The organism is Methylotuvimicrobium sp. KM2 (assembly GCF_038051925.1).
GTDB lineage: Bacteria > Pseudomonadota > Gammaproteobacteria > Methylococcales > Methylomonadaceae > Methylotuvimicrobium.
The window spans coordinates 3,446,309-3,472,250 of the sequence record NZ_CP150634.1; the positions used below are offsets into that span (position 1 = coordinate 3,446,309).

At 48.2% G+C, this 25,942-nt stretch carries 27 protein-coding genes and 1 tRNA gene; 10 read left to right on the forward strand and 18 right to left on the reverse strand.

Annotated features, from left to right (window positions below):
- Positions 1-245 precede the first annotated feature (245 nt).
- Positions 246-1,406, reverse strand: a complete 1,161-nt coding sequence (gene rnd / locus WJM45_RS14400; protein ID WP_341325776.1) for a ribonuclease D — start codon at positions 1,404-1,406, stop codon at positions 246-248.
- Positions 1,407-1,978: 572 nt separating this feature from the next.
- Positions 1,979-2,752 (reverse strand): EAL domain-containing protein, encoded by a 774-nt coding sequence (locus tag WJM45_RS14405; RefSeq protein ID WP_341325777.1) that lies wholly within the window; start codon positions 2,750-2,752, stop codon positions 1,979-1,981.
- 255 nt (positions 2,753-3,007) lie between these two features.
- Between WJM45_RS14405 and rlmKL the strand changes: the two genes are divergently transcribed.
- Genes rlmKL through WJM45_RS14420 form a run of 3 tightly spaced genes read left to right on the forward strand, consistent with a single transcriptional unit; the run spans position 3,008 to position 5,693 of the window.
- On the forward strand, positions 3,008-5,200 hold the full coding sequence (gene rlmKL, locus WJM45_RS14410; protein ID WP_341325778.1) for a bifunctional 23S rRNA (guanine(2069)-N(7))-methyltransferase RlmK/23S rRNA (guanine(2445)-N(2))-methyltransferase RlmL: 2,193 nt from the start codon (positions 3,008-3,010) through the stop codon (positions 5,198-5,200).
- On the forward strand, positions 5,197-5,469 hold the full coding sequence (locus WJM45_RS14415) for an acylphosphatase (RefSeq protein ID WP_341325779.1): 273 nt from the start codon (positions 5,197-5,199) through the stop codon (positions 5,467-5,469). The genes rlmKL and WJM45_RS14415 overlap by 4 nt, the downstream gene beginning before the upstream one ends.
- A gap of 53 nt (positions 5,470-5,522) precedes the next feature.
- Entirely contained in the window at positions 5,523-5,693 is a 171-nt protein-coding gene (locus tag WJM45_RS14420; RefSeq protein WP_341325780.1) for a hypothetical protein, read from the forward strand.
- Positions 5,694-5,877: 184 nt separating this feature from the next.
- Here WJM45_RS14420 and WJM45_RS14425 read toward each other — a convergent pair whose 3' ends face one another.
- The 15 genes from WJM45_RS14425 to WJM45_RS14495 form a co-directional block, all read right to left on the reverse strand.
- On the reverse strand, positions 5,878-6,345 hold the full coding sequence (locus tag WJM45_RS14425) for an MEKHLA domain-containing protein (RefSeq protein WP_341325781.1): 468 nt from the start codon (positions 6,343-6,345) through the stop codon (positions 5,878-5,880).
- A 523-nt stretch (positions 6,346-6,868) separates the two neighbouring features.
- Positions 6,869-8,197, reverse strand: coding sequence for a PepSY-associated TM helix domain-containing protein (locus WJM45_RS14430; RefSeq protein WP_341325782.1), 1,329 nt, complete (start codon positions 8,195-8,197; stop codon positions 6,869-6,871).
- Between the two features lie 133 nt (positions 8,198-8,330).
- Positions 8,331-9,239, reverse strand: a complete 909-nt coding sequence (flgL, locus tag WJM45_RS14435; RefSeq protein ID WP_341325783.1) for a flagellar hook-associated protein FlgL — start codon at positions 9,237-9,239, stop codon at positions 8,331-8,333.
- 13 nt (positions 9,240-9,252) lie between these two features.
- Positions 9,253-10,902, reverse strand: a complete 1,650-nt coding sequence (flgK, locus tag WJM45_RS14440) for a flagellar hook-associated protein FlgK (protein ID WP_341325784.1) — start codon at positions 10,900-10,902, stop codon at positions 9,253-9,255.
- 37 nt (positions 10,903-10,939) lie between these two features.
- Positions 10,940-11,944 carry a flagellar assembly peptidoglycan hydrolase FlgJ gene (gene flgJ / locus WJM45_RS14445; RefSeq protein WP_341325785.1) on the reverse strand — a complete coding sequence of 335 codons (1,005 nt, stop codon included), beginning with the start codon at positions 11,942-11,944 and terminating at the stop codon, positions 10,940-10,942.
- A 12-nt stretch (positions 11,945-11,956) separates the two neighbouring features.
- Positions 11,957-13,057: a flagellar basal body P-ring protein FlgI gene (locus WJM45_RS14450; RefSeq protein WP_341325786.1), complete on the reverse strand. Its 1,101-nt coding sequence runs from the start codon at positions 13,055-13,057 to the stop codon at positions 11,957-11,959.
- 31 nt (positions 13,058-13,088) lie between these two features.
- Positions 13,089-13,757, reverse strand: a complete 669-nt coding sequence (gene flgH / locus WJM45_RS14455; protein ID WP_341325787.1) for a flagellar basal body L-ring protein FlgH — start codon at positions 13,755-13,757, stop codon at positions 13,089-13,091.
- 9 nt (positions 13,758-13,766) lie between these two features.
- Complete coding sequence (gene flgG / locus WJM45_RS14460) at positions 13,767-14,555, reverse strand: flagellar basal-body rod protein FlgG (protein WP_017842462.1); 789 nt, start codon at positions 14,553-14,555, stop codon at positions 13,767-13,769.
- A 63-nt stretch (positions 14,556-14,618) separates the two neighbouring features.
- Positions 14,619-15,362, reverse strand: a complete 744-nt coding sequence (flgF, locus tag WJM45_RS14465; protein WP_341325788.1) for a flagellar basal-body rod protein FlgF — start codon at positions 15,360-15,362, stop codon at positions 14,619-14,621.
- Between the two features lie 22 nt (positions 15,363-15,384).
- Positions 15,385-16,740, reverse strand: coding sequence for a flagellar hook protein FlgE (flgE, locus tag WJM45_RS14470; RefSeq protein WP_341325789.1), 1,356 nt, complete (start codon positions 16,738-16,740; stop codon positions 15,385-15,387).
- A gap of 24 nt (positions 16,741-16,764) precedes the next feature.
- Positions 16,765-17,433 carry a flagellar hook assembly protein FlgD gene (locus WJM45_RS14475; protein WP_341325790.1) on the reverse strand — a complete coding sequence of 223 codons (669 nt, stop codon included), beginning with the start codon at positions 17,431-17,433 and terminating at the stop codon, positions 16,765-16,767.
- Between the two features lie 12 nt (positions 17,434-17,445).
- Entirely contained in the window at positions 17,446-17,862 is a 417-nt protein-coding gene (gene flgC, locus WJM45_RS14480) for a flagellar basal body rod protein FlgC (RefSeq protein WP_014147484.1), read from the reverse strand.
- A gap of 2 nt (positions 17,863-17,864) precedes the next feature.
- Positions 17,865-18,257 (reverse strand): flagellar basal body rod protein FlgB, encoded by a 393-nt coding sequence (gene flgB, locus WJM45_RS14485; protein ID WP_341325791.1) that lies wholly within the window; start codon positions 18,255-18,257, stop codon positions 17,865-17,867.
- A gap of 693 nt (positions 18,258-18,950) precedes the next feature.
- Positions 18,951-19,772: a protein-glutamate O-methyltransferase CheR gene (locus WJM45_RS14490; protein ID WP_341325792.1), complete on the reverse strand. Its 822-nt coding sequence runs from the start codon at positions 19,770-19,772 to the stop codon at positions 18,951-18,953.
- 149 nt (positions 19,773-19,921) lie between these two features.
- The gene (locus WJM45_RS14495; protein WP_341325793.1) at positions 19,922-20,857 is read right to left on the reverse strand and encodes a chemotaxis protein CheV; all 936 of its coding nucleotides are present in this window, start codon (positions 20,855-20,857) and stop codon (positions 19,922-19,924) included.
- A gap of 322 nt (positions 20,858-21,179) precedes the next feature.
- Here WJM45_RS14495 and flgA point away from each other — a divergent pair, with 322 nt between their 5' ends.
- The 5 genes from flgA to WJM45_RS14520 all read left to right on the forward strand — a co-directional run bounded on the left by flgA (position 21,180) and on the right by WJM45_RS14520 (position 23,673).
- Positions 21,180-21,884, forward strand: a complete 705-nt coding sequence (gene flgA, locus WJM45_RS14500; RefSeq protein ID WP_341325794.1) for a flagellar basal body P-ring formation chaperone FlgA — start codon at positions 21,180-21,182, stop codon at positions 21,882-21,884.
- Between the two features lie 76 nt (positions 21,885-21,960).
- Positions 21,961-22,269, forward strand: coding sequence for a flagellar biosynthesis anti-sigma factor FlgM (gene flgM / locus WJM45_RS14505; RefSeq protein WP_341325795.1), 309 nt, complete (start codon positions 21,961-21,963; stop codon positions 22,267-22,269).
- Positions 22,266-22,766 (forward strand): flagellar protein FlgN, encoded by a 501-nt coding sequence (locus WJM45_RS14510; protein WP_341325796.1) that lies wholly within the window; start codon positions 22,266-22,268, stop codon positions 22,764-22,766. The genes flgM and WJM45_RS14510 overlap by 4 nt, the downstream gene beginning before the upstream one ends.
- Before the next feature lie 30 nt (positions 22,767-22,796).
- Positions 22,797-23,582 carry a flagellar regulator YcgR PilZN domain-containing protein gene (locus tag WJM45_RS14515; RefSeq protein WP_341325797.1) on the forward strand — a complete coding sequence of 262 codons (786 nt, stop codon included), beginning with the start codon at positions 22,797-22,799 and terminating at the stop codon, positions 23,580-23,582.
- Positions 23,583-23,596: 14 nt separating this feature from the next.
- Positions 23,597-23,673: transfer RNA gene (locus tag WJM45_RS14520), tRNA-Arg, on the forward strand.
- Positions 23,674-23,930: 257 nt separating this feature from the next.
- Here the strand turns inward: WJM45_RS14520 and WJM45_RS14525 are convergent.
- Positions 23,931-24,962 carry a hypothetical protein gene (locus WJM45_RS14525; RefSeq protein ID WP_341325798.1) on the reverse strand — a complete coding sequence of 344 codons (1,032 nt, stop codon included), beginning with the start codon at positions 24,960-24,962 and terminating at the stop codon, positions 23,931-23,933.
- Between the two features lie 677 nt (positions 24,963-25,639).
- Here WJM45_RS14525 and WJM45_RS14530 point away from each other — a divergent pair.
- Both WJM45_RS14530 and WJM45_RS14535 read left to right on the forward strand, forming a co-directional pair.
- A complete protein-coding gene (locus tag WJM45_RS14530) occupies positions 25,640-25,810 on the forward strand; it encodes a hypothetical protein (protein WP_341325799.1) in 171 nt (56 codons plus the stop codon).
- A complete protein-coding gene (locus WJM45_RS14535; protein WP_341325800.1) occupies positions 25,803-25,937 on the forward strand; it encodes a hypothetical protein in 135 nt (44 codons plus the stop codon). Before WJM45_RS14530 ends, WJM45_RS14535 begins: the two co-directional genes overlap by 8 nt.
- The last annotated feature ends 5 nt before the right edge of the window (positions 25,938-25,942 follow it).

The following is a 25,942-nucleotide window of genomic DNA, read 5'->3' on the forward strand; positions in this document are numbered from 1 at the left end:
ATCCGAAAAAATCTGTCATCCATGGCAACTGGATCCTTCAGCGCCTCCTTAAGCATCACCGAAATTTGAAGTACAGTTTCCTCGTTCCCACCGCTCCTGCGTGGGAATGCATACCAACCATACCTCGGCAGCCGAGGTATGGGTTCCCACGGAGGACCGTGGGAACCAGAAAAACCAACCATCCATGGTAATTGGCATCTCCAGCGCCTCCATAAGCATCACCGAATTTGAAGTAGAGTGGATAATCAACTACAAGGATTATCGATGGTATAGACTTTTTCTCCGTCAATACCGAGTACTTGCTCGCCTTTCAATAACCCCATCAACTCGCGACCAGCCATTGCATAGCGCCAACCTTTCAACAATAATGATTCGGGATCTTCAAACAATAACAGTTCCAATGCCTTACGATCGGCCAATATAGCCGGATTCAGTGAATTTTCGTCCGCTCTAATGCGTACCAATGCCGTCAAGATATCCAAAATCGCTTCTTGCTGCGGGGTCTTTTTGGGGGATCGGCCATTTTCGTGCAGTGGTATCGGCGGCCTTTGCTTCGCCTCATTGATCAATTGGCAAAGTACTTTGCCGTGCTTGTTGACCATGCGCTCATTGATATTATGGACTTTCAACATTTCTTCGACGGTACCGGGCTGCTGCTTTGCCAGCTCGAACATCATATCGTCGCGCAACAGCCAATTTCGCGGTCTATCTTCTTTTTGCGCGGTTTGTTCGCGCCACTTGGCCAAGGTTTGTACGATCGATAATTGTTTACCGGTCAATTTATTTTTGCCGCGAATTTTAAGCCAAGCATTTTCCGGTGAAATATCGTAAAGTTCGGGGTCGTTCAACATCGCAAAATCGTTTTCCAGCCAATCCAAACGATTGAGCTCGGCCAATTTTTTGAGCATGGTCTGATAAATTTGACATAAATAAATCACGTCGTCGGCAGCATACTGTAATTGGGCCTGACTGAGCGGCCTAACCGTCCAGTCGGTGCGGGTATGAGCTTTGCTGAGATTGATGTTCAAAAAACTCGATACCAGCATCGCATAACCGGGATTTTCCTGAAACCCTAATAAAGGGGCTGCAATTTGCGTATCGAAAATAGGCTGCGGAATTTTACCTGTCAATTGATAAAAAATTTCCAGATCCTGCCGACAGGAATGGAACACTTTGGTTATCGCCGGATTATAGATAGCCTCGAACAGCGCGCTTAAATCATTCAAAGCGATCGGGTCGACACAAGCAACCCATTCGGGCGTTGCGATTTGCAGCAAACAAAATTTGGGATAATAAGTTTTTTCCCTGAGAAACTCGGTATCGAGCGCTAGCCAAGATTCCTTGGCGATCTGCCGGCACAATTCGTCAAGCTTTTGCGGAGTATCGATATATTGAATGGCGGTCATGGTTCGTCACGTTAACTAAATGTATGCAACATGGCGGGCTTAATCTCTCAAACGAGAGGTAAACCAGACACCTTGCGAAAAACATGCGATTATCACTTAGTTAAGTTAATTTTGCGACTCGAATTTATCCCTTTTGCATCTCAAATTTCGGCAATGCCTTAGGAGGCACCGGGGTGCTCGGCCCATGCGCATCAAGCTAAGCACAAATCCCTGCTGCTAAATCGCAATCGACCGCTTCCGGCTAATCTAATCTGCGTAGCCCGGATGGAGCTTAGCGCAATCCGGGAATCTCGGAGCCACGCCATTCCCGTATTCCGCTACGCTATACCCTTCGCACTTCAAATTTCGGCAGTGCCTTAGAAGGCACCGGGGTGCTCGGCAAAGGCTTTGCCAGCATGGAGCTGGCATAGAGCCTACAGGGATGTATTCACGGCGTCCTTTGACGGGCACCCCGGTGCCGAATTTTGATCTCCGATAGGTATACATACGGGCTACATGCTTGCTACATTTCGGAGCGGAGACATTTGGCAAATTTTTCCGATAAAAACGGTATGACTCGCTCTCCCTGGCGTTCAACGACCGGCAAACGCATTCGGCGCCAAAGCCGCCAACGATTGAAAGGCCGGCTTAGCGAAATAATAGCCCTGAAACAATTCCAGACCGAAAGATTGCAGCACACTCAGCTCTTCATAGGTTTCGATACCCTCGGCAAGAGGTATGATCGATAGCTCGCCGCATAGCTGCAAAATCGCTTTGACGATAGCTTGACGATTACGATCTTGGTCGATATGACGAATCAAAGCCATATCCAGTTTAATGATGTCGGTTTGGATCTCGGCTAATAAATTGAGTCCGGAATATCCGGTTCCGAAATCGTCTATCGCGGTTTTAAAACCTTGCGATTGATAATACCGAACGATTTCGAGTAAATGCGCATGATCCTTGACTTGCTCGCCTTCGGTAATTTCAAAAATAATACGATCAACCGGAAATCCGTAGATTTTGGCGGCTTCCAATGTGGTTCTTATACACAACTCGGGCCGGTACACCGCATTCGGCATAAAATTAATACTCAAAAAAGTATCCATGTTTAACTCCGAGGCCAACTTAATTGCCTTGGTACGGCAACTTTGGTCGAAACGATAGCAGTTTGCATCGTTGACTTGCTCGAACACCTTACCTGCCGGTTCATTATTCAAGCCTCTCGCCAAGGCCTCATGAGCATAAATCGACTGCGTCGTCGTATTCACGATAGGCTGAAACGCCATCGTGAAGTCGAAACCTAGTCCGACCCCGCCCGCACATTCCGCGCAACCGAGTTGTTTATAATGGTTATCCGGTTTCATATTTTATTAACCCGCTCAGTTTGTTGTTATTTTTAGATATTGCGTGTCGTACCCTAATGCACTCCAACGCTGAAGCGATGGGAACAAGCAAAAAAGACCCTTACATTAGTGCATGCTTTACGATTAATCAGGCTATTCTAGTCGTCTTAACCCATCAATTGGAATTGAAATACTCGACGTACTCGCTCAAACTATGCTTTTTATTATCCAGTTCTCACTTTTCGCGTGCGAACCCATACGGAACTTAACTTAATAATGACCTCATTCTCACTGTTCGCGACATCGCCGAAAGCCCTGGAGCAACTGCTTGCCGACGAACTGTCCGCGCTGGGCGCGCAAAACATCAAACAAACCGTTGCCGGCGTCGCGTTCGAAGGCGCGCTTGAAACGGCTTACCGGGTCTGCCTGTGGTCCCGCATCGCCAACCGAATCTTGCTGGTACTCGATACTTTCGAGGTCAACAGCCAAGACGATCTGTATCGCGGCGTCAAAAGAATCAACTGGTTCGAACACATAAAGCCGGACGATTCGATCGCGGTCACGTTCAGCGCGAAAAACTCGAAAGCGATCAACAACACTCATTTCGGCGCACTCAAGGTCAAGGACGCGATCGTCGATCAAATGCGCGCGAAATTCAACAAACGCCCCTCGATCGACACCGAGCAGCCCTCGTTACGCGTCAATGTTTATCTACACGGCGAGAAGGCGCAATTAAGCATCGATCTGTCCGGCGAGAGCTTGCATAAACGCGGTTATCGCGATATCAACATCAAGGCGCCGATCAAGGAAAATTTAGCTGCGGCGATTCTGATCCGCTCGGGATGGCCCGCGATCGCCAAACAAAACGGCTCGCTAATCGATCCGATGTGCGGTTCCGGCACGCTCTTGGTCGAAGGCGCGATGATCGCCTCCGATATCGCACCGGGGTTACTGCGCAAACATTACGGTTTCAGCGGCTGGAAAAAGCATGACCCCGAACTTTGGCAAAATCTGCTCGACGAAGCCGAACGACGTAAAACCGAAGGACTGAAAACATTGCCTGTAATCGTCGGTTTCGACCAAAGCCGACATAGCCTGAATGCGGCGGCACTACACATCGAGCGAGCCGGATTCAACGGCAAGATTCACCTGGAACGGCGCGAGATCGCCGATGCGCGGCCTGCCGCCGGCTGGCCGAAAGGCCTTTTGGTCTGTAATCCTCCTTACGGAGAACGCCTCGGCGACGCGGAAGAAACCGCCGAGCTTTATCAAAAGTTCGGCGACACGCTGAAAGCCGGATTTGCCGGCTGGCAAGCCGCGCTGATCGTCAGCGACCCCGAACTCGGATTCCGCCTCGGGATTCGTTCGCAAAAACCGATCACGCTGTATAACGGCGCGCTCGAATGCAAATTGCTGCGCATGACGATAGCCGATGCGGCCTTTTTCATCCCGAAGCCGAAAAACCGCGACGAACGCCTCGCGCAAATCGCGGAAAGCGTGACCGGCAGCGGCGATACCGGGGCGGAAATGTTCGCGAACCGGGTTAGAAAAAATCTGAAAAAACTGAGCAAATGGGCCAAGCAAAATCAAATCGATTGCTACCGGGTTTACGATGCCGACCTGCCCGAATATGCGGTCGCGGTCGATCTGTACCAAGGCGATAAAACCTGGATCGTCGTTCAGGAATACGAACCGCCCAAATCGATAGACCCGGACAAGGCCGACCAACGCTTGGCCGGGGTCTTGGCGGAAATTCCGAGCGTGTTCGGCATTTCGAAAGAACAGGTCTTTCTGAAAATACGGCGCAAACAAAAAAGCTCCGATCAATACGAAAAACAAGGCCACAACAACGAATTCCATGTTATCCGAGAAGGCGGCTGCAAGTTGCGCGTCAATTTCGCCGATTATCTCGATACCGGCTTATTTCTCGATCATCGCCCGATGCGGCTGCGCATTCAACGCGAAGCCCAGGGAAAGCGCTTTCTAAATCTGTTCGCCTATACCGGAAGCGCAACCGTACATGCCGCAATCGGCGGCGCGAAATCGACCACTACGGTCGACATGTCGAAAACTTATCTGGATTGGGCAGAGCAGAACCTGGCCTTGAATGTCGCCGGCGGCGATCACGAATTCATCCGTGCCGATTGTTTGGAATGGCTGGCCAATGAAGCCAAACAGCCTTATGCCCGTCAATACGACCTGATCTTTTTGGACCCGCCGACGTTTTCCAACTCCAAGCGCATGGACGACGTGTTCGATATTCAAAACGATCATGTCGAATTGATCGAAAACGCCGTAGCCTTGCTGGCGCCCGGCGGCGTGCTGTATTTCTCGACCAATTTCAGGCGTTTTAAACTCGATACCGAGGCTTTATCGGACCTGGTGATAGAGGACATTACGCCGGCGACGATTCCGGAAGACTTTGCCAGAAATCCCAAGATTCATTATTGCTGGAGGATTAGCGAATGACTAAACAAGTCAGAATACTCGTATCGGGGCGAGTGCAAGGCGTTTATTTCCGCGCCTTCACGCAAAAGGAAGCGAAGAAACATCAACTGTCCGGATTCGCGAAAAACCTTCCGGACGGACGGGTCGAAGTCGTCGCGGCCGGGCCTAAGGAAGCAGTTGAAAAATTAGTAAGCTGGTGCCATAAAGGACCGATCACGGCCCGGGTCGATCATGTCGATACCGAGGAACTGACAGACATCGATCTGCCGGCCGGCTTTGAGATTCGGTGAAAAGTATACTTGGGAGCCATATTAATCAATCTTATCGGGTTGATTAACAAAAAATGTCATTTATTTTTTACCATGAAGCGCATGAAGGACTTGAAGATACAGTGTTTTCAATTGAAATGCGTTACTCACCATTAACAGCCTATGTCATCATTATTGTCGCTGGAGTGCTGGCTTTGCCTGCCTGCGCAGACGAAGCCAGCACTCCAGCCCCGCCATTGTTTTGATATTTTTAGTCATTAACTGGATTTGAAAAACCTGTATTACCGCATTGAATTTATTGATTCAGTTCATCTGTGATATTGGGACAGTTCATAAAGCACTCAATTCTCTTCCCTTCATTATCTTCATGCCCTTCATGGTAATAAAAAACAAGCTATGAACAATGTGCTGCATCAGCACCCGTATACTTTATAAAAAGCGCCAATCACCGAAGCACGCGGCCTGACCTTTATAGTTTCCGAATCGATCGATCAGATTCCAAACCACGGCATTTTCGATCATGAAACGGGCTCCGGAACTCGAAATACGCACGCCTTGATAATGATCGATATAGCCCTGTTCTGCCACCTTCTTCAACAGACGACTTCGTTCTTGCCGATTGACCGGCTCCGCGGATAACCTGGACGGTATTCGAGTGAATTCATCCCAATTCATTTCGAATAAGGTCAATGCCTGAGCATTGGCATAATTAAACACGGGATCTTCGGCGGTGTCGTGCGAAACTACGGCGAATGGCGCATGAAACAAAGCTTCGGCAAATTGCTGACTCCCGCAAATGCCGGTAATCAGCGGTTTACCGAGCAAGCGATGATAGCTGTCGCCCAATAAAGCGGCATGTTCTGCTAAAAAATGATTATTAAACGAAGGTTTTTCCATCGATCTTAGAAAAGCATTTCACCATGAAGAATATGAAGCAGCGTAGCCCGGATGAAGCGTAGCGCAATCCGGGAAGCTCGGAGCCGCGCCACTCCCGTATTTCACTACGCTGCATACGGGCTACATGGCTAAACTACCGATTTTACTGTAAAAGATCGTAAATTTGGATTCATTATCTAATTTTTCGATATGCAAAACTCCATTCTGGCAATGCCGGTTCCGGAGAGGGTGCGGTTGCTCGATCGACAGGCGTCGGCGGCAGGGCAGATTTTTGCTCCTGCAAAATCTGCATTCATGCCATCCATGGCAATCTGATAGCCGCCGTCGAGCCTACATGGACGTATTCACCCAGCACCTAAATAAGCCATGATTTTGAATCATTGCCAAAGACCTATGAAATTTAGGTGCTGGGTTCACGGCGTCCTGTCGAGCGAGTGACCGCACCCTCCCCACGCCGCACAATTTCATTTGCCGGGCCTTCATGAACAATTAGAATAATTCTTTTATTCCGGACTAAGATTATTTATTTCGATAACCCGGATGCAAACTCAAGACAGCGCCGCCATAGCTTTTGCGCCTTTACTCTAAAATATGGTTCGTTTCGCTCGATATAACGTGCCAATAAAACGGCCCAACGCCTCCACTCCAAGCCGATGCGTTGCCCTATTATTAGCGTATAAGACCGCAAAGGGCGAAAATTCGGCACGTTCACTGGTCTGTCCTTAAGCCAGCCCTTCCTTCGCAACCACACCATCAACCCGCTGACATAAAGTATCAACGGAAGCCACCCGACTAAAAACCATAAAAACCTTCCCCAAGGTCCCAGCGCTTCGCCGGTATGAATCGGCCAAATGGCAATAGTCAAAGCTTGACCGGACGTAAAACTATAGGGATCGCGCGCCGCCTTGATATGGCCGCTCCAGCGGTCCACCCATACCGTCGTGTACGGATGCTTTCGATTGATTTCTTCATTCTGGCGCAAATCGACCCGATAGATCCCGACCGCTCCCGCCGGGGTCGTGATGCGTCTGAGCTTAGCTTTCGGAAACGGGCCACGGGCCAATAGTACAGCTTCTTCCAACGTGACAGGCCTGTCATTCGCAACGGCGGTGCTGCGAATCGGCGGACCTTGATCACCATGACCCAAATTATCGGAACCGGTCAAATTTTCCAACACGGAAGGAAAACTCAAATGAAGTCCGGTGACGATCAACGCCGGCAACAATAACGCACCGACCAAGCCAATCATCCGATGTAGATCGAATGCCAAACGCACGATACCGGAATGATAACGAATCTTAAAGGCTTGCAAAATTCGTCCTTTGCCCGGCCACCATAAGTAGATGCCGGTTAGAATCGAAACGCCGAACAACAAGCCGAGATAGCCGACCAGTCGCCAACCGCTGCGATCCAGCCGAAGCTGCGTGTGTAGATCGAGCAGCCAAGTCGTTAGCGTACGCCCCCAAAACCGACTGGCAACGACCTCCCCGGTATAAGGATTGACCGAAACCATCAATGGCGCATAGAGTTCGCCGATCGTCTCGTGCGGCTTTTCATACCAAACGGTTACCATGCCGTTCGGCGTTTGCGGCATTTCCAATGTCCATGGCCCATGCCTTGCCGGATGGGCCGCCTTGACCGAAGCCATGATACGATCGAGCGGCAAATAATTGCCGGCTTGGTTTTCTACCTTATGACTTGGATTCAACAAACCATCCAGTTCCTCGCGATAAACGCTAAGACTGCCGGTCAAACCCAACAATACGAATAACAAACCCAAACTTAACGCCAGGTAAAGATGAAGAGTCAACCAGACATTTCGTCCCGGCAGACGCTGAATAATTCGCCGCATGAAAACCTTACTATGCTAAATAAACAGGCGGATTATCCCATACGCGCAGATCAGTGTCTCTTTTGGATGCTCAAGATACAGCGCAAACGCATTAATGCGATATGTATAAATGAGTTTGGACTTCGTCTGTAAGCTATAAATAATTGAATAAAGAGAGGCGCTGTACCGTGGTAAAGGTTTGTTGAGCCGCTTGTAACGCTATTGTTTGTAAATTGAATTGACTAATGGCTTCGGCATAATCGAGGTCTTCCGTTTCGGACAATACCGTTTTCATGTTCAATAGAATATCGTCATTGTATATTTCTTGACGATCCAGCGCGTTTAAACGAACCCCCACAGATGATTGTATGGATGCAATTCTCTCCATAGCTACATCCAGTTCACCCAGGGTTGTCGGTTGCGGATTATCACTTTTAAACTCATCCGACATTTTCCGAACGATATCGAGCAGATTATCGACTCCGCCTGGTGTAGAAGGACCAAACACGCTCGCACCGCCATCGCCGTCGCTAATCTGCCTTGCATCACCGATCTTCACCAAACGCCGAGTATTGTCGCCGACATATTCATAAAAAGGAGGGGCAATCGCGGCATTGTCATACTCAAACGGAGCGTCAAGCGATGCCAATCCGGCAAACAAATATTCGCCGTTGGCATTTTTTGTATTTGCCAAGCCTGTTAACTGCTCATTCAACCTATCCAATTCGTCCGCTATCGCAAGCCGCTCTTCCGGACTGTTGATGGCGTTCAAACCTTGCAAGGCAAGGTCTCGAATCGAAAAAACCACATCGGTTACGGTATCTAGCGTAATATTCTCTAAAGAAAGTCTTTGCCGTGCCGTATCGATATTGCGTTGATATTGCTCGGTTTGTTCGATACGCTGTTTAAAATCCAAAATTCTGACCGCGGCAACCGGATCTTCCGATGGCGTCAGAATTTTCTTGCCCGACGACAGCTTCAACTGGGTTTGATTGAGCTGCGCGCTCTGTTTAAGCATTGAGTTAAGGCTTAATTGATGGGACATCACTGTTGAAACTCGCATGATTAATCCTCTGCTACCTGAACGCGTTCAGCATCGTGTCGAATACCGTGCGCGCAACATTAACAGCTTGCGCCGCAGCTTGATAAGAATTTTGATATTTAATGAGATTAGCCGCCTCTTCATCCAAATTGACTCCGGCAAGGTTTTCTCTGGCCTGATTGGCTCTGTTAAATAATATTTCCTGAGCCGACCGGCTAACATTAGCCGAATGAGCAGCAACACCGATTTGCGATACCAGTTGGCCGTAAGTCTGCGTCAAAGATCGGCCGCCGGTCATGAACGCACCCGACTCCAAATCCGCCAATTTCAATGCATTGCGATTGTCGCCCGGCAGCGCCGTTCCACCTGGCGGAACCTGTTCGGCCGCCGCGATCAAAGCGGGATCTTTTATTTCGGTGTTGATATTTTTAGCCGCATTATAGGTCGGTCGGATCAAAAAGCTGGCATCGCCGGTTGGGGCTGTCGTCACATCAATCTCGATACCGCCGACCGTTTCGGGAAAAGTACCCGAAATAGGGATATTCACGTTATCGCTCAAGCGCTTCAAACTATAGCTCCCGCCGATATAATCGAGCCGGTAATCGCTGGCTTGCAATTGATTAATCGTTGCGGGATCGAAAACCGCGCTAACGGCACCGCCTCCGGGAAAAGTATCATCCCCTATCACCGTAATTTCCGGGGTTCCCATGGAAAATAGGTCCAGCCCGCCATCGCCATTCAAGTCCGAGCCCTGTTTATGCAGCGCATTGAATTGTACGCTTAATCCAGCCGCAACCAAGCCTAATTGCTGCTGAGCGGGATTGAGTATTTCATCGCGAAAACGCATCACTCCGGCCAATTCTCCACCGGTAATGAACTTCGAGACATTTTGATCGCCGATGAATACTTGCTGGCGCTCAGGCTCGCTATTGGAGGGCTTCAAACTTACCGGCGATACATTCATTCCCAACACAAGCGATTGCCCCTGTCCAATGAAAACGCTAACAGTACCGTCTTGCTGATCAACCGCCGAAACATTGGTTAATTTTGCCAATTTTTGTAACATTAAGTCTCGACCATCGAGCAAATCGTTCGGCATACTACTGCCGGAAGACTGCCCTATATCGGAAGCAATGCGTTTGTTTAAATCGGCAATACCCGATGCCAGTAAGTTAATCTCATTGACCATGGATTGCATATCGACATTGACTTGATTTCGCAACGAATCCAATTGCCCCGCCATCATATTAAAGTGGTTGGCTAGCGAATCCGCCTCTCCAAGCATGACTTGCCGGATCGGAATCGATGTCGGATCGCCTGCAACATCGTTCACGGATTTAAAAAACGCACTTAATGAAGACGCAAGTCCCGAATCATCGTCGGCAACAATAAAATCGACTTGTCTGGCCATCGATTGCAACTTATCCGCTTCGCCGAATCCTGAAGCACTGGAGCGTAATTGCGCGCTGATGAACTGATCGTAACTCCGGGTAATATCGGTAACCTGTACGCCCGCGCCCATATAACCACCGGCACCGGAAAATTGCGCCGGCATGGTTGATAATTCGGTACGCTGCCGGCTATAACCTTCAGTATTGACATTGGCAATATTGTGACTGGTCGTGTCCAGCGAGCGTTGAAAAGCCATAAGCCCTGAAATTGCTGTGCCTAAAATTCCACTCATTTTCTTGCCCTGCTATTACCGTGTAAATTGTTTTCAACTATTGCATCGCTACAACAACATTCGGTTGATAACTCGCCACATCATCGCTGTGATAAATTCTCATCACCTTATCCGCATAATGCGGGTCGGTCGCGTAACCGGCTTTTTGCAACTCCTGCATGTAGCGCCCCGGATTGTTTGCATGTTTCAATGCTTGACTGTAACGGGGGCTGTTTTTCACTAACCGGACATAGTCGTCGAAACTTTCCTGATAAGAATCATAAGATCTAAACCCGGCCATCTGCTTTTGAGGAATACCTTTTTCATATTCCAATGTGGCAACATTCGCCCGCTTGCCTGTCCATGAAGATCCCGCTTTAATATTAAACAAATTGAAACTGCTGCTGCCGTCCTTATGTTTGATCACCGACCTTCCCCAGCCGGTTTCCAAGGCGGCTTGCGCCAGCAGCACCTTAGGTTCGACACCCAATTCGGCGGCGGCTTTCTCGGCATGACCATGCAAGCGTTTCACAAATTGACTTGCTGTTCGAATTGGCTCCTGCGATTTTATCCCTTCACCCTCAATGGATTTGGACTCTATTGGTTGTATCGGCCGATCGCTGTTTTTTATTAGCCTTGATTTGACTTCGGACAAAATCGGATTGAAATTCGACGCATCTTTCTTAGTATTGCTTGCGGATAGAAACCGCTGTAACGGATTGTTCAAATAATCGTCAAGCGTCATTCTTTCGGTTTCGCCGACTTTTTCGCCGCCCAATTGCTTTACGATTAAATCGGCTAAACCGACGCCCGGTTTACCAGATAAGTGTACGGCTAATTGTTGATCGTACATTTCGCGGTAAAATTTGCTCTGATCGTTATCAAGCATGCTGTCGGCCAATTTAGCCTCACGCATACTTTTCAACACCATGTTTAAAAATAACGACTCGAATTGCTTGGCGACCTCGTTGATTGCCCCGGGCGTTTCTTGTTTAGCCTGATTTCGTAACCGGGACAAACCGGAAAAATCGGTATAGACATCGGCACTGCCTGGACTCAACACGACCCACCTCCGCTAAATAACAATCAATTCCGCTCGTAAGGAACCTGCAGACTTGAGCGCTTCTAATATGGCGACCAAATCGCTCGGCGCCGCACCGATATTATTGACTGCGGCGACGATTTCATCGAGCGATACGCCGGGATTAAACACAAACATTCGATTATTTTCTTCTTCGACGATAATATCGGTTTGCGGCACCACCGCCGTTTCGCCTCCCCCGAAAGGCTCCGGTTGAACAACTTGCGGGCTTTCACTAACCGTTACGGTCAAGCTACCGTGCGTCACGGCGGCCGGCTGCACAGTCACTTTACCGTTGATCACGACCGTACCGGTTCTGGAGTTGACGATCACTCGTGCCGGCGCATCGTCAGGCGCTAGCGTCAAATTTTCGACCATCGAGGTAAACATGACCCGCTGAGACGTATCGGAGGGTGCGCTGACTTTGACGGAAGTCGCGTCAACCGCAGTCGCGGTATTTTTCCCGAAAGTTCGATTAATTTCCGCGGCCATGCGATTGGCATTGGTAAAATCGGCGTTATGCAAATTGAACACCAGATACTGACCGTCTGCAAATGGCGTCGCCACCTCCCTCTCGACCGTTGCTCCATTGGGAATCCGGCCTACAGCCGGGTTATTGATGGTAATTTTAGACCCGTCCAAACCGCCGGCGCTCAAACCGCCCACGACTAGATTCCCCTGAGCGACCGCATAAACCTGACCGTCCGCCCCTTTCAACGGACTCATCAGTAACGAACCGCCGCGCAAACTCTTCGCATCGCCGATCGATGAAACCGTCACATCGATCGTTTGCCCCGGTTTCGAAAAAGGCGGTAATTCGGCATGAATCGAAACCGCCGCGACATTACGCGCTCTGGGATCGATGTTCGGCGGCAAAGTCATTCCAAGACGCGCCAACATACTGCGCAGCGCTTGACCAGTAAATAATGTTCTGTCTCCGGATTTGTCGAGACCGACAACCAAGCCGTAGCCAACCAACTGGTTGGTTCTAACACCGGCTACCGAGGCCAGATCCTTGATCCGCTCGGCATGAACCGTTGACATTAAGCCCAACCAGAGCAACGCAATGACTATCACATACTTTATTTGTTTCATGGTCAGTTCTCTCAACCGGTCAATCCATGCATTAAAACGGAAACCACGGGCTCATGAAAAAACGCGCCAACCAACCCATTTTGCTGGCGTCGGCAACCGCTCCATCGCCGGTATACATGATTGTCGCATCAGCTACTCGACTAGACAGCACGCTATTCGCGACATCGATATCGACCGGTCGGACAATGCCGGACAAGCGCACATATTCGCTGCCTTGATTAAGCGCGACACGTTTTTCGCCGCGAACTCTCAAATTACCGTTCGGCAATACCTCGACGACAGTTACCGATAAATCGCCGGTTAGACTGTTGCTTTGATTGGCCTCGCCTTCGCCGGTAAATTGATGGTTTGTCGCGACTTCGGTTTCGACATCATGCCCTAGCAATTGAGCCGCTTCCATACCGAAGATCATCGGCGCCTTTACCGACAAAGAAGTATTTTTTCTAGCTTCCATATCCGATAATTTCTTCGCCTGCGTTCTTTCGACCAAGCGAATTGTCAAAACATCGCCGACCCGTTTGGCGGTATGATCCTCGAATAAGCGCATATCGTAATTGGCTTGATAAATCGAACCGCTATTTTGGGCCGGCGCCCGCAAATCGGCGGGTTCGACCGGCGCGAACGCCGGGTCGCGAGTCGGTAAGGGAGTGCAAGCTACCGCAAACAAGGATATGAATATTATCCATTTAAAATGCGCCATGACGATCACCTAAAGTTGTTGCGTCACATAGGACAACATTTGATCGGTCGTCGAAATCGCCTTGGAATTCATTTCGTAAGCGCGTTGCGTCTCGATCATATTGACGAGTTCTTCGACGACATTCACGTTCGAGGTTTCCAAAGATCCTTGGAACACGGCGCCGAATTCGTTTTCACCGGGAATACCCAGTACCGGAGGGCCGCTCGCAACCGTTTCGCGAAACAGATTCTCGCCGACCGGTTCAAGGCCTGCATAATTGATAAAATCAGCCGTTTGAATCTGCCCCAATTGAACCGCCGCCGGGCTTCCCGGTTGTACAACGGAAACAGTACCGTCCCGTGTAATCGACAAACTGATCGCATCGTTCGGCACGGTAATCGCCGGTTCCAACAACAAGCCGCCGGCCGTGACGATTTGGCCCAAAGAATCCAATTTAAACGATCCGTCTCGAGTATACGTAATGTCACCGTTGGGCATCAAAACTTGAAAGAATCCCCGCCCGCTGATTGCCACATCCAGGGAATTTTCCGTTTGCACCATATTCCCCTGAGTATGCAATTTCTCGGTAGCGACAGTTCTAACTCCGGCGCCTAGTTGTAAACCGGTGGGAAGTTCGTTTCCTTGATTGGTTTGCGACCCGGCTTGACGAATATTTTGATAAATCAAGTCTTCGAAAATCGCTCTGGATTTCTTGAAACCGGTCGTATTGACGTTGGCCAAGTTGTTGGCGATTACCGCCATCCGCGTTTGCTGGGCATCGAGACCCGATTTAGCCACCCATAATGCTCTTTCTGTCATGATAACCTCCTATGATGACGAATTACCGTCTTTACCGACTCTTCTACCTGATACATGCACAGCTTATGCCATTTGCATCAACTTAGCGCTAACGCCCGCATTGTCATCGACTTGCTTCATCACCTTGGTTTGCAATTCAAAATTCCTAGCCAGCTCGATCATCGCAACCATCGCACCGATCGTACTGACATTACTGCCTTCCAAGGCACCTGGCGCCAACCTCACATCGGCACTAGCTTGCGCGACGCCATCATTTTTTAGGTAAAGCAAACCATCGTTCTGTTTTTCAAGATCATCGAGCGGCGGATTAACCATCTTGATGCGTTCAACGATGACTTGATTCGCCGCGTTTGTTTCACCTAGCGGGATGATGTTAATCGTGCCATCCGGCATGATTGATACCTTGGAAGCAGGAGGCACTGCAATCGGACCATCATTACCGATCACCGGCAAACCGGTTCCGGTTTGCAGCAAGCCCTCCGGCGTCAAGCGCAAATCGCCGGCCCGCGTATAGGCCTCCTTGCCATCCTGACCTTGAACCGCCAACCAGCCTTCGCCGTTGATCGCGACATCCAGATCCCGGCCGGTAATTTGCATCGGGCCGGCGCTCAAATCGACTCCCGGCCTCTCAGACATCGCATAGACACGCGTCGGAAAGCCGGGACCGAATACCGGCATGCTGCGAAACTGCTCGAAATCGGATTTAAATCCGGCGGTTTGCGAATTCGCCAAATTATTGGCGTTAGCCGACTGCGCCAGCAAAGTTTGCTTGGCGCCGCTCATTGCGATGTAGAGGCTGCGGTCCATGACGGGCTCCTGCTAGAATTGATTATCGAATATTCAAAATGGTTTGCGTTATCGTGTTTTGAGTACTAATGGTCTGGGCATTGGCTTGATAAGCCTGCTGGGCGATAATCAGCCGCACCAATTGATCGGACAAGTCGACATTAGAACTTTCCAACGCCGCGGATTGCATGACTCCAAAGTTATTGGATCCCGCCGAGCCAAATATCGGCTGCCCGGAATCCGCACTCTCGCCCCAACTCGTGTCGCCCAATTTAGCCAATCCTTGATCATTCGGAAATCTAGCCAAAGCAACCTGGCCGATGGGCTTCGAAGCGCCGTTACTAAACCTAGATAGCATGACTCCTTCGCTGTTAATATCAATGCCTGTCAAATTTCCGGACGGCAAACCGTCCTGAACTAAATCATTAACACTGAATGCCGAATTGAATTGAGTGCCTCCGGCAAAATCAAGCTCAAAATTCAAATCTTCAACAACAAAATCCGGCGCTAAATCAATGCCGTTTAAGAAAATATTACTCGGAAAAGAGCCGGTAGATAAAGCGGCCTGACCATTCACATTCAATAACAATCCGGATGCACTAAAAGTAACGGGTACTGGAGTTGGTGCGGTTCCAACCGGCTCATAGGTCACATCGCCTGCTGGCGTAACAATGGCATCGTTAGCGTCATAGACTGGATTGGCCCCAAGAGTCACCCCTCTATCATTCAGATAGACATAAGTATCCCACTGATTAGCACCCGTTTTTCGATAATAGGTGCTTAGTGTATGAGAGTTACCTTGCGAATCGTAAATTGTCGCGGAAGTAACGTTATTGAATGAATCCGGATTGCTTGGGTCGAACGCCGCAGTCGGCGCTAAATCTCCGGCATTGAGATTAATTTTCAAATTGATGGATTCCGTGGCGCGCGGTAGACCTTGGCTCGTATCAACCTGCAAAGCTTGAAACACGCCTTGACTAAATCCTTCCTCAATGGTTTCACCATTGGGCTTGAACGCCATCAAATAACGCCCTCGATCATCGACAACATAACCTTCTTTATTTAGCTGAAAGGCTCCGTTTCTAGTAAAGTTAGTCGGCTGCGGGTCATTTACATTATTTGCCAGTGTAAAAAAGCCATTACCGCTAATCGCAATATCCAGGCTGTTTTCGGTAAAATCAATATTACCTTGAGTAAACTGCTGAGCCACCTCGGTCACTTTCACTCCAGACCCGGGCTGAGTCTTCGCCACGCCACTCAAACTCGTTGCATACACATCCGCGAACTCGGCTCGCGATTTTTTAAAACCCGTCGTATTGGCATTGGCAATGTTATTACCGGTAGTTTGTAAATCGCTCGACGCGGCTCTCAATCCGCTTAATCCTGTTGCAAAACTCATGATCGCTCTCCTGATGAAATAACGCTAAAAAATCCGTCTGACATCGTTGAATTTCACCGAGTCAAGACCGTTTAAACTTAATTGAATACCGTTGCTGCCATTACCCAGAGTGACGCTGTTTACGCCTGCGTTGACATAGGTTTGTAGCGCAGTGTTTTTATTATCGATACTCGCTCTGGCTTTGATTTGATAGACACCGGGGTTGGCAAAAGTCCCGTCATCTAATTGGCCATCCCATTCGAACTCGACATTACCTGCCGATTGCCGCCCCAAATTGAGTTGTTTGACCGTAACGCCGTTACGGTTTTGAAACTCGACGATGAGGTTATCGGTAAGCCCGGTCAGTTCGACTTCCCCTTTCATATTGTCATTGAGCGAAAATACGCCTTCCGAACCGGGTACCAGCACCGACCGTCCGACCAAGCTGGCGGCCTGTAGCGCTTGGTTCGAGCTGATCGAACCGGCAAATTCGGCAAACGATTTTTGCAAGTCTTGAATCCCGCTGACGGTGCTGAACTGCGCCATTTGACCCAAAAAATCGCCGTTTTCCATCGGCTTGGTGGGATCTTGATGAGTCAATTGGGTGGTCATCAATTTCAAGAATTGTTCCTGCTCTAACGATTGCTTTTTTACAGGAGCATCCTCGACCGTTCTAACGCCTAGATTTTTTAATGCGTCAAAGTTAATGGACATTGGCTTCTCCTTTTATTGGCCTATTCGTAAAGTTTGCAATACCAGTTCCTTCGCGGTATTAAGCACTTCGACATTATTTTGATAAGAGCGTGAAGCCGACATCATATTGGCCATCTCTTCGACGATATTGACATTGGGTTTATAGATATAGCCGGATTGATCGGCCATGGGATGATTCGGCGCATACTCCATGACCGTTGGCGCCTGACTTTCGACCACGCCCAAGACATTGACCTTGCTAGCAGCATTTTGCTTATCCATGATATTTTTCAATTCCGCCGCAAATACCGGTTGCCGCGACTTGTAGGTTTGATCAATGCTGCTGCTAACGCTGTTGGCGTTGGAAATATTACTAGCGACTAAATTCAATCTCAGCGATTGGGCATTCATGCCGCTGCCGGAAATATCGAAAATACTGAATGAGCTCATGATTACTCTCCTTTAATCGCCGACGTTAAACCCGAAAATTTACCGTTCAGAAAACGCAAACTGGCTTGGTATTGCACGGCATTCTCGGCATACTTGGCCTGCTCGACATGACCTTCCACGGTATTTCCGTCCAACGAAGCCTGATTCGGAGTGCGATACATCATAGAAGCGCCCAAGAGCGTATTGTTTGCCGAGATATGCCCGTTCCGTGTACGCTCCATCGGCAACGCATCCGGTATCGCGGTTTTTAGAATCGATTGAAAGTTAAGATCTCGAGCTTTATAGCCGGGAGTATCGGCATTAGCCAGATTGGAGGCAAGCACCTCCCCGCGTTTTTCGCGCAATGCCAATGCCTGGGGATGAACACCTAATGCTTTATCGAAATTAATTGTCATGGTAGTAACCTCTTACACTTGTTGCTTATGAAATAAGCACATCGTATGCCATAGGCTATTTTTACTGACTTATCTTTGACTTACAAATAAGGACGTCAATTTTTTCACGCCGCCGACAAATCCGACCGGCAATATCTAACCGCCAGCCTGATAGTTGGGGCGATGCTGTGGAAGTGGTGAATGGGAAAAGAGGAAAGAGGAAAGAGGAAAGAGGAAAGAGGAAAGAGGAAAGAGGAAAGAGGAAAGAGGAAAGAGGAAAGATTGCCAACCCCTTGAATGTATTGTCAAGCTATTTTTTAGTCAGTCAAGCCTTGCCGTTAACCCTGACAAAACAGAAAACTAAACGCAAGTAAGGATTTGGACGTAAATAACTTCCCTATTTTTGGAGGGTTCGGTTGCTCGATTGGCAGGTGTCGGCGGCAGGGCAGATTTTTGCTCCTGCAAAATCTGCATTCATGCCATCCTTGGCAATCAGTCGCCGCCGCCAAGCCTACACGGACGCATTCACCCAGCACCTAAATTCCATAACCTTTGGTTATGATTAATTGTCTTGGATAATTTAGGTGCTGGGTTCACGGCGTCCTGTCAAGCGAGTTACCGAACTCTCAACAGAGCTCATAGTTCCAGGACGTTATTTATCACGAAATCCTAAGTCAGTAATAAAATATCCGACCGCCCATTTTTCGCCGCGCATCAGCCGATTTTTCGATAATACCGACCGCGCTCACCGCGCACCGTTTCAAAACCTGATACCGAGGCAGGCAACACTTCGCTGCTACTCAAAAAAAGAAATCCGCCCGGTTCGATAGCTTGCGACATGCGCCTTAGAATATCTTGCTTTAACGCGTCGGAAAAATAAATTAATACATTCCTACAAAAAATCACATCGAAGCGTCCTAATACCGAAAAAGGCTTAAGCAGGTTAAATTGCTGAAATTTTACCCGAGCGCTAATTTCCGGTTTAACGCGAAACCCCTCATCAACCGGTACAAAAAAACGCTTTTTCTGCATAGCATCGACCCCCCTGGACAATGCCGCCGCAGAATACACGGCCTGTCTAGCTTGCCTCAGCACGGTTTCCGAAATATCGGTTCCGACAATACTCACCGACAATGATTTACCCTGGTTTTTGATCATATCATCGACGCACATGCTGATTGAATAAGGTTCCTGCCCCGAAGAACAAGCCGCCGACCAAATTTTGATCGTGCTCCGTTTGACCGCAAGGGACGGCAAAACGGCTCCTGTCAATTCGGCAAAATGACTTTCATCCCGAAACCAAAATGTTTCGTTGGTCGTCATCGCCTCAATGACTGCTACCTTGATTTTTGAAGATGCATGAGACTCGCTTTGCAGTACGGCAAGGAGATCGGCAAACGAACTCAAGCCGAATCGCGGCAATAGTCCGAACAAACGATTTCTCACTAAATATTGCTTACTATCGGACAAAACTATGCCACATGCTTGCACGAGAAACTGCTGAAAATATTTAAATTCCTGCTGCGTCATTTCCATGGGTTACTTTCCGAATAAGCACTCACCCATCTATACTCCTTGATGATAATCAATAATTGGCTAACCTGAGAAGGTGCGGAGCGTATCTAGGGAGTCACCGCCCCCCCCCACAAACCTTCTGTTTCGGGAAATTATTTTGTGCATATCCCTTACTGTTTATTTAAGTCATGAAAAACCTGCAAACGTTTTTGAATGGTTTTGACCAGTTCGTCCGGCTCGAATTTCGCCAAAAATTCGTCAGCACCCACTTTCTGCACCATCGACGAATTGAACACTCCGCTTAGCGAAGTATGCAATACCAAGTAGATATGCTTCAATTTAGGGTCGTTTTTGATCTTAGTGGCTAACGTATAACCATCCATACGCGGCATTTCTACGTCGGAAATAATCATCGCGTAATAGCTTTCCAAGTCAACATCATTCTGAGTCAACTCCGACAGATGCTCCCAGGCTTCCAAACCGTCTTTCAACACATCGTATTGAAGATTGAGTTGATCACAAACTTTTTTGATTTGATTTCTAGCCACCATCGAATCGTCAACGATCAATACTCGATCGCCGGCACCCGACACATCTTTATCGATCACCTCATCACTGGCTTGTTCGCGTAAGCCTATGACTTCCTTCATAACCTTTTCGACATCAATCACTTCGATCAAGTCGCCGTCGACCTCGGTTACCGCCGTTAAATAACCTTCCCGACCCAAGCCCGAAGGCGGCGCTTTCACCGAGCCCCAACCGATATTAATAATTCTATCCACCGACCCCACTAAAAAACCTTGTATGGTTCTGTTATATTCGGTAACGATGACATAAGATTTCTCGTCTCGGTCAATCGGCCTCATGCCAATCGCCATTGACAAGTCCAAAACCGGAATCGTTTTTCCTCGCAAATGCGCGACACCGCAAATCACCGAATGCGATTTCGGTATTTGCGTCAAAGACGGGCATTGGATCACCTCTTGAACTTTAAACACATTGATGCCGAATCTCTGGCGCCCGCCAAGCTTAAACAGCAGTAACTCAAAGCGATTATGACCTGCCAGCTGAGTACGCTGATCGACCCCATCTAAAATTCCAGCCATTGACATCAACTCCGATAATAATTAGTTTCTAATCGAAAACACTTTGTATTGAAACGCAAACCAAGACCAAATTGCACGCATAATTAGACTTCACGCCCCAAAAACATTGAAAATGCAGGGAACTGCGAGAAATAAACATAATCGTTAAAGCCTCACAATACATGCCTAAATAAAGATAAGCGATAAGTATAAGCTCATTCAGCAATCACAGCGTCCTGACCATCGAGAAGAATTATAATCAATTTCGATCAAACTTCTTTGATAAATAACTGGCACTATTCCTGCTTATTCTATAACAACGTCATAAAACCGACAGAACACCATGATCATCAAACTACTCGTTGTTCTAATCGCACTGCTCGCAGCGAGCAATAACGGTTTCGCCGCGACGCGTTATCAAACGCATGCATCGATCTATCAAACAGTGACCCATTTTATTACCGGTCAACTAGGGGAGTCCGCCGACTACGACATTCAGATATCGCCGCTGGATAACCGTTTGAAATTACCGCAATGCGCCGACCAATTAACCGCCTTCACCGCACATAACGAACCGCTTCGAGCCGGACGTTTTTCGGTCGGCGTTCGCTGTAGCGAGGGACCGAAACCCTGGTCGATTTACACGACCGGCTCATTAAAAATCATGCAAGAAGTATTAGTCTTGACTCGACCGGTCAGCCGAGGTCAGATTTTGACGCGTCAAATGCTCGCCATCGAAAAACGCGACCAAGCCCGGCTTAGAGGCGGCTATTTCAATCGAATCGAATCCGTCGAAAACAAACAATCCTTACGCAATCTGCCAACAGGATCCGTCATTACTTTTAACAATGTTTCAGATGCGGTCTTGATAAAACGCGGGGAAAGCATAACCATTAGCGCCTCGTCGCCCGGTTATAATGTACGCATGCAAGGTAAGGCCATGATGGATGGCGTAAAAGGTCAATCGATACGAGTAAAAAACGTTTCATCCGGTCGCACGATTACCGCTACAGTGATCAAGCCCGGCTTAGTTTCCATTATTCAATAATTTAAAGCCATGACTCTAAATAAATTGGTAATATTGCCGATAACAATACCGAATCTAATTATGTGAGGAATTTGTCATGGCTATCGAACCCATTGCAAGCCGTATACCCAGCGCAGCGACAATCAAAAGTCCGGCAAAGCCAGGCATTGAAACCGGCTCCGCAAAAGCTCAATCGGAACCAAACAACGACCGCATCGAAATTACCGCCAATTCCGGTCAAATAAAAAAAGCATTAGACACAGCTGCAAATCTTCCTGTAATCGACAATGAACGCGTCGCTTCAATAAAACAAGCACTGGCGGAAGGAACCTATGCCATCGATCCGGAACGCATCGCGCAAAAAATCAGTCAATTCGAATTATTGAGCACCGAGGACAGTCCATGAGCCTTATTAACCAAACATTTCCCATCGCTGAAAAAATCATTGCGAATGGTTTATCATTGACGGAACAACTTTATCAAGCACTGCAACAGGAGGCGATTACGCTAAAGCAGTCTCCGCTTACCGAAACGCTCGATGAAATAACCCGCCAAAAACAACCGCTCGCTCAAGAACTCAATCTGTTTACCAAGCAACTTGCCCAAATACTCGAAACGGAAAAATTACCCAACACCCGAGCAGGTCTAAGCGACTATTTAGGGCGGGCCTTACAGGCAGGATCCGACACGTCCAAAACAGTCGAAAACTGGACAAGGCTCATTAAAACGACCGAAAAATGCCAGTTACTCAACGAACAAAACGGGGCATCGGTTGAAATCTTACTGCGCCATACTCGACAATCGTTGAACATCCTTAAAGGAAAACCGCAAACGACCAATACCTACGGACCTGACGGGAATACCAAATCGGACTTATTTTCCGGTACCTTATTTTCGGTATAATCTTGTGTTTTGATTAAACCGAACCAAACCATGTTGGATACGTTAAGTCAATTATTTGTAACACACGAAACCAAGAACTCACAGAAAGTTACAATATCAAGCAACGACGATAATCCCAATTTTGTTACCGATCCTAACCATATCATAAAGCTAATCAATGCAATAGCTGTCTCACCCCATTTATGCACGATTACCTTTAGCGGATCGAAAAAGCCTTTTACCGCTTCGATTATCGCACTTCAACCCGACAAGGGCTACCTTGTTCTCGACGAACTTAGACCACACAAGGGAAACGAACTTCTTCACAAAAAACGGATCCTGAAATTATCGACGTTTCTGAATGGCGTTCATCTCGCCTTTCTACTACGCATTATCGACTCAACACCTTTACACTATAAAGCAACTATTCCGAAACGGATTTACTACCCACAGCGGCGAACAGCACCTAGAATATTTATTCGTTCGACCGCTTTAAAATTTCGAACTACTTCGCACCTTAGTAGCACGCCCTTATCCGGAACCGTGTTCGATCTTTCGAGAAACGGCGCCTGTATCAACATTGCCGCACCCCGAAAACTTGCCATTGCAAACGGTGATGTCGTCAAAGATTGCTTTATCGAGTTACCGGGCGAATTGACTCTTCATTTCGACCTATCGATCCGTTTTTCCAAAATCAATCGGAACAATAAGGCGCAAATCGGCGGTTATTTTGTCAACCTACCTCCGCAAAACCAAAAAAAACTCGACAGTTTCATAGCCAAACTCGAACGGGAAAACATTAGAAATCAACGAAACTTAATTAGAAAGTTATGTTAAAATCCGTCTCCGAAGCCCCGGTAGCTCAGCTGGATAGAGCGTCCCCCTCCTAAGGGGAAGGTCACACGTTCGAATCGTGTTCGGGGCGCCAATTAAATCAAAATCTGAATGCTTCTCAAATTTCGGCATTGCTTAAGGAGGCGCCGGGGTGTACGGTCCCTAACCTATTACTGTGTGAGGAACTGCCATAAAGCCTACATGAACCTATTCCACCTAGCACCTAAATTATCCAAGATAGTTCCATAGCTAACGGACTGTGGAATTTAGGTATTGGATGAACGGCGGTCCTCGACAGGCATGCCTTCCCCGTAAAAAACTCCGAGAACATGTTAAAACTGGGAATTGCTGTTATAACGACGACCGGTTAGCTTTACTCAATTGCCGGGCAACCTTATAGAGTAAATCTAAATTTAGGTATGTCAACTGTCCTTGTTGAGCCAATTTAAACATTTGGGTCAGGCTACTACGGCTTCGGGCGTCTAACCCGCTAAGGTTCAATGTCGCTTCTTCAGGTTGACGCTTAACGCAAGTATGTTCCGGCGTTTGGCTGGTTTCAAGCGACGGAGTGTGCCACAAGCGTTCCGGCGGCAATAACTTGGCTTGCTTAAATAGGCGTTTCTCCAACGGACCTAAGCCGGTCTGTTGAATAAGATCTTCCAGTCGATCGGCTATCAAGACCTCTTGATGCTCATTAACCAACAGTTGCTGGCTCTCCTTGTTAACAACTTTGGCCACCTTGGGTTGGTTGCGGTGTAGTAACCAAGTTCCAAGACGTTCGCCATAAAGCGTCAGGCAGGTTTCAGGAATATCGGGACTATTGACTTGGCGCACTTGAGCTAAACTAGTCACATCAACCTGAAGATCTGCTTGGCCGGTTCGCTCCAGAACACGGGTTTCAACAGACCCAAAATGGCCTACAGGACCGGTTGCGATCCAGTTAATCAATCCTTCGCGACATGTAAGCTGTTGACTGTACAACCAATCGAGGAGGGTTTTCCGCAAAGCATCAACCAAGAGCAAGGAGGTCTCGTTTGAAGGCAACGAGGTTAACTTAGCGCAAGCAGGGAACTGACTTTTACCTGCAGAATGCAGAAGACGCAACCAAGGCATATCTGATGTAAGCATGACATGATCGATCTTGTGAAGCGTATAGGTTACAGCCTCCTGACCGGTTGCACCGGCCACGGCGTCATCGGGACTCGTAGCCCCTGAAAAGACCATCGAAGAACATTCAGCCGTTCCCTCATCAAGCAAACCGTCCGATTCGTCCAACGACAGACTTGGCGGCCAGTCCCCTATAGCAGCCCATGAATTGCTAACGAGGGTAAGATGCAATCCAAGTGGACTTATAGCATCATCGGGCAAAAGGTCAACAGCCATATCCAATTGCAAAATCCGATTGCATCCCTGACCAAAAAGCCGGAACCGAATAGGAGTTACCAGACCGCTCGTGACCCGACTAGTCAGACTAACGCTAGGCAAGCAATTCGCTAGGTAATCTTCATCTAGCCTCAGCACTGAACAATGGCTGAACGAACCTCCCCGTCCGTGATTGGTCTCTGCGCTTGAGTCTGTATTCATCGTTCTTATGCTCCGATTAGAGTTCAAATTATAACAGATTACCTCGTTACCACGCTCCAGAGACTATGAAAGTATTATTGCATTCCATAAGCTATAATGTACACATCACTTAACCAATACCCGTTAAACCGCCATGTCATCCTGCAACTATCATCGTGCATTAAACCTACCGCCTCGTGTTGCTAACTATGTTACTCAGAATAACCCAGTACGAACCATTGATAACCATGCCGATATTTTGGACTCGCATGCCTTAGGCTTTAAAAACACCAAATCAGTCATCGATGACGCGCAGTAGACACCAACAGGCACCGACATTAGTAAAGGCGCAAGACTTTTTGCAGTCCCAAAATCTGACCGAGCTTACCGACAGTGGATATTACGAATGTAACTAACTGAAATCTTGCGAAGACCCAAACGCCCCCGTTTATGTAGCCATACCCGATGAATCGAAAGCTGTCGCCGCGAAGAGGCGCTTGACGCGCGAGCAATTTAGCTACACCCCGGAACAAAACACCTATCGTTGTCCGCAAGGCAAGCTATTGACCGCCAGTGGCAAAGCACATCAAAAAAACGGCAAATGGTTAACCAGCTACAAAAACAAGGCCGCGGACTGCAGCCAGCGCCCCTACGCGAACAGTGTTTAACCAAAAAAACCGCGATAAACAAATCCAGCACTGGGAGCATGAAGCCGTCATCGATTACCGCCTGCGGATGGCACAACAACCGGGCATCATGAAAAGACGCGCCGCCTTATTTATCACGAAATACTAAGCAGT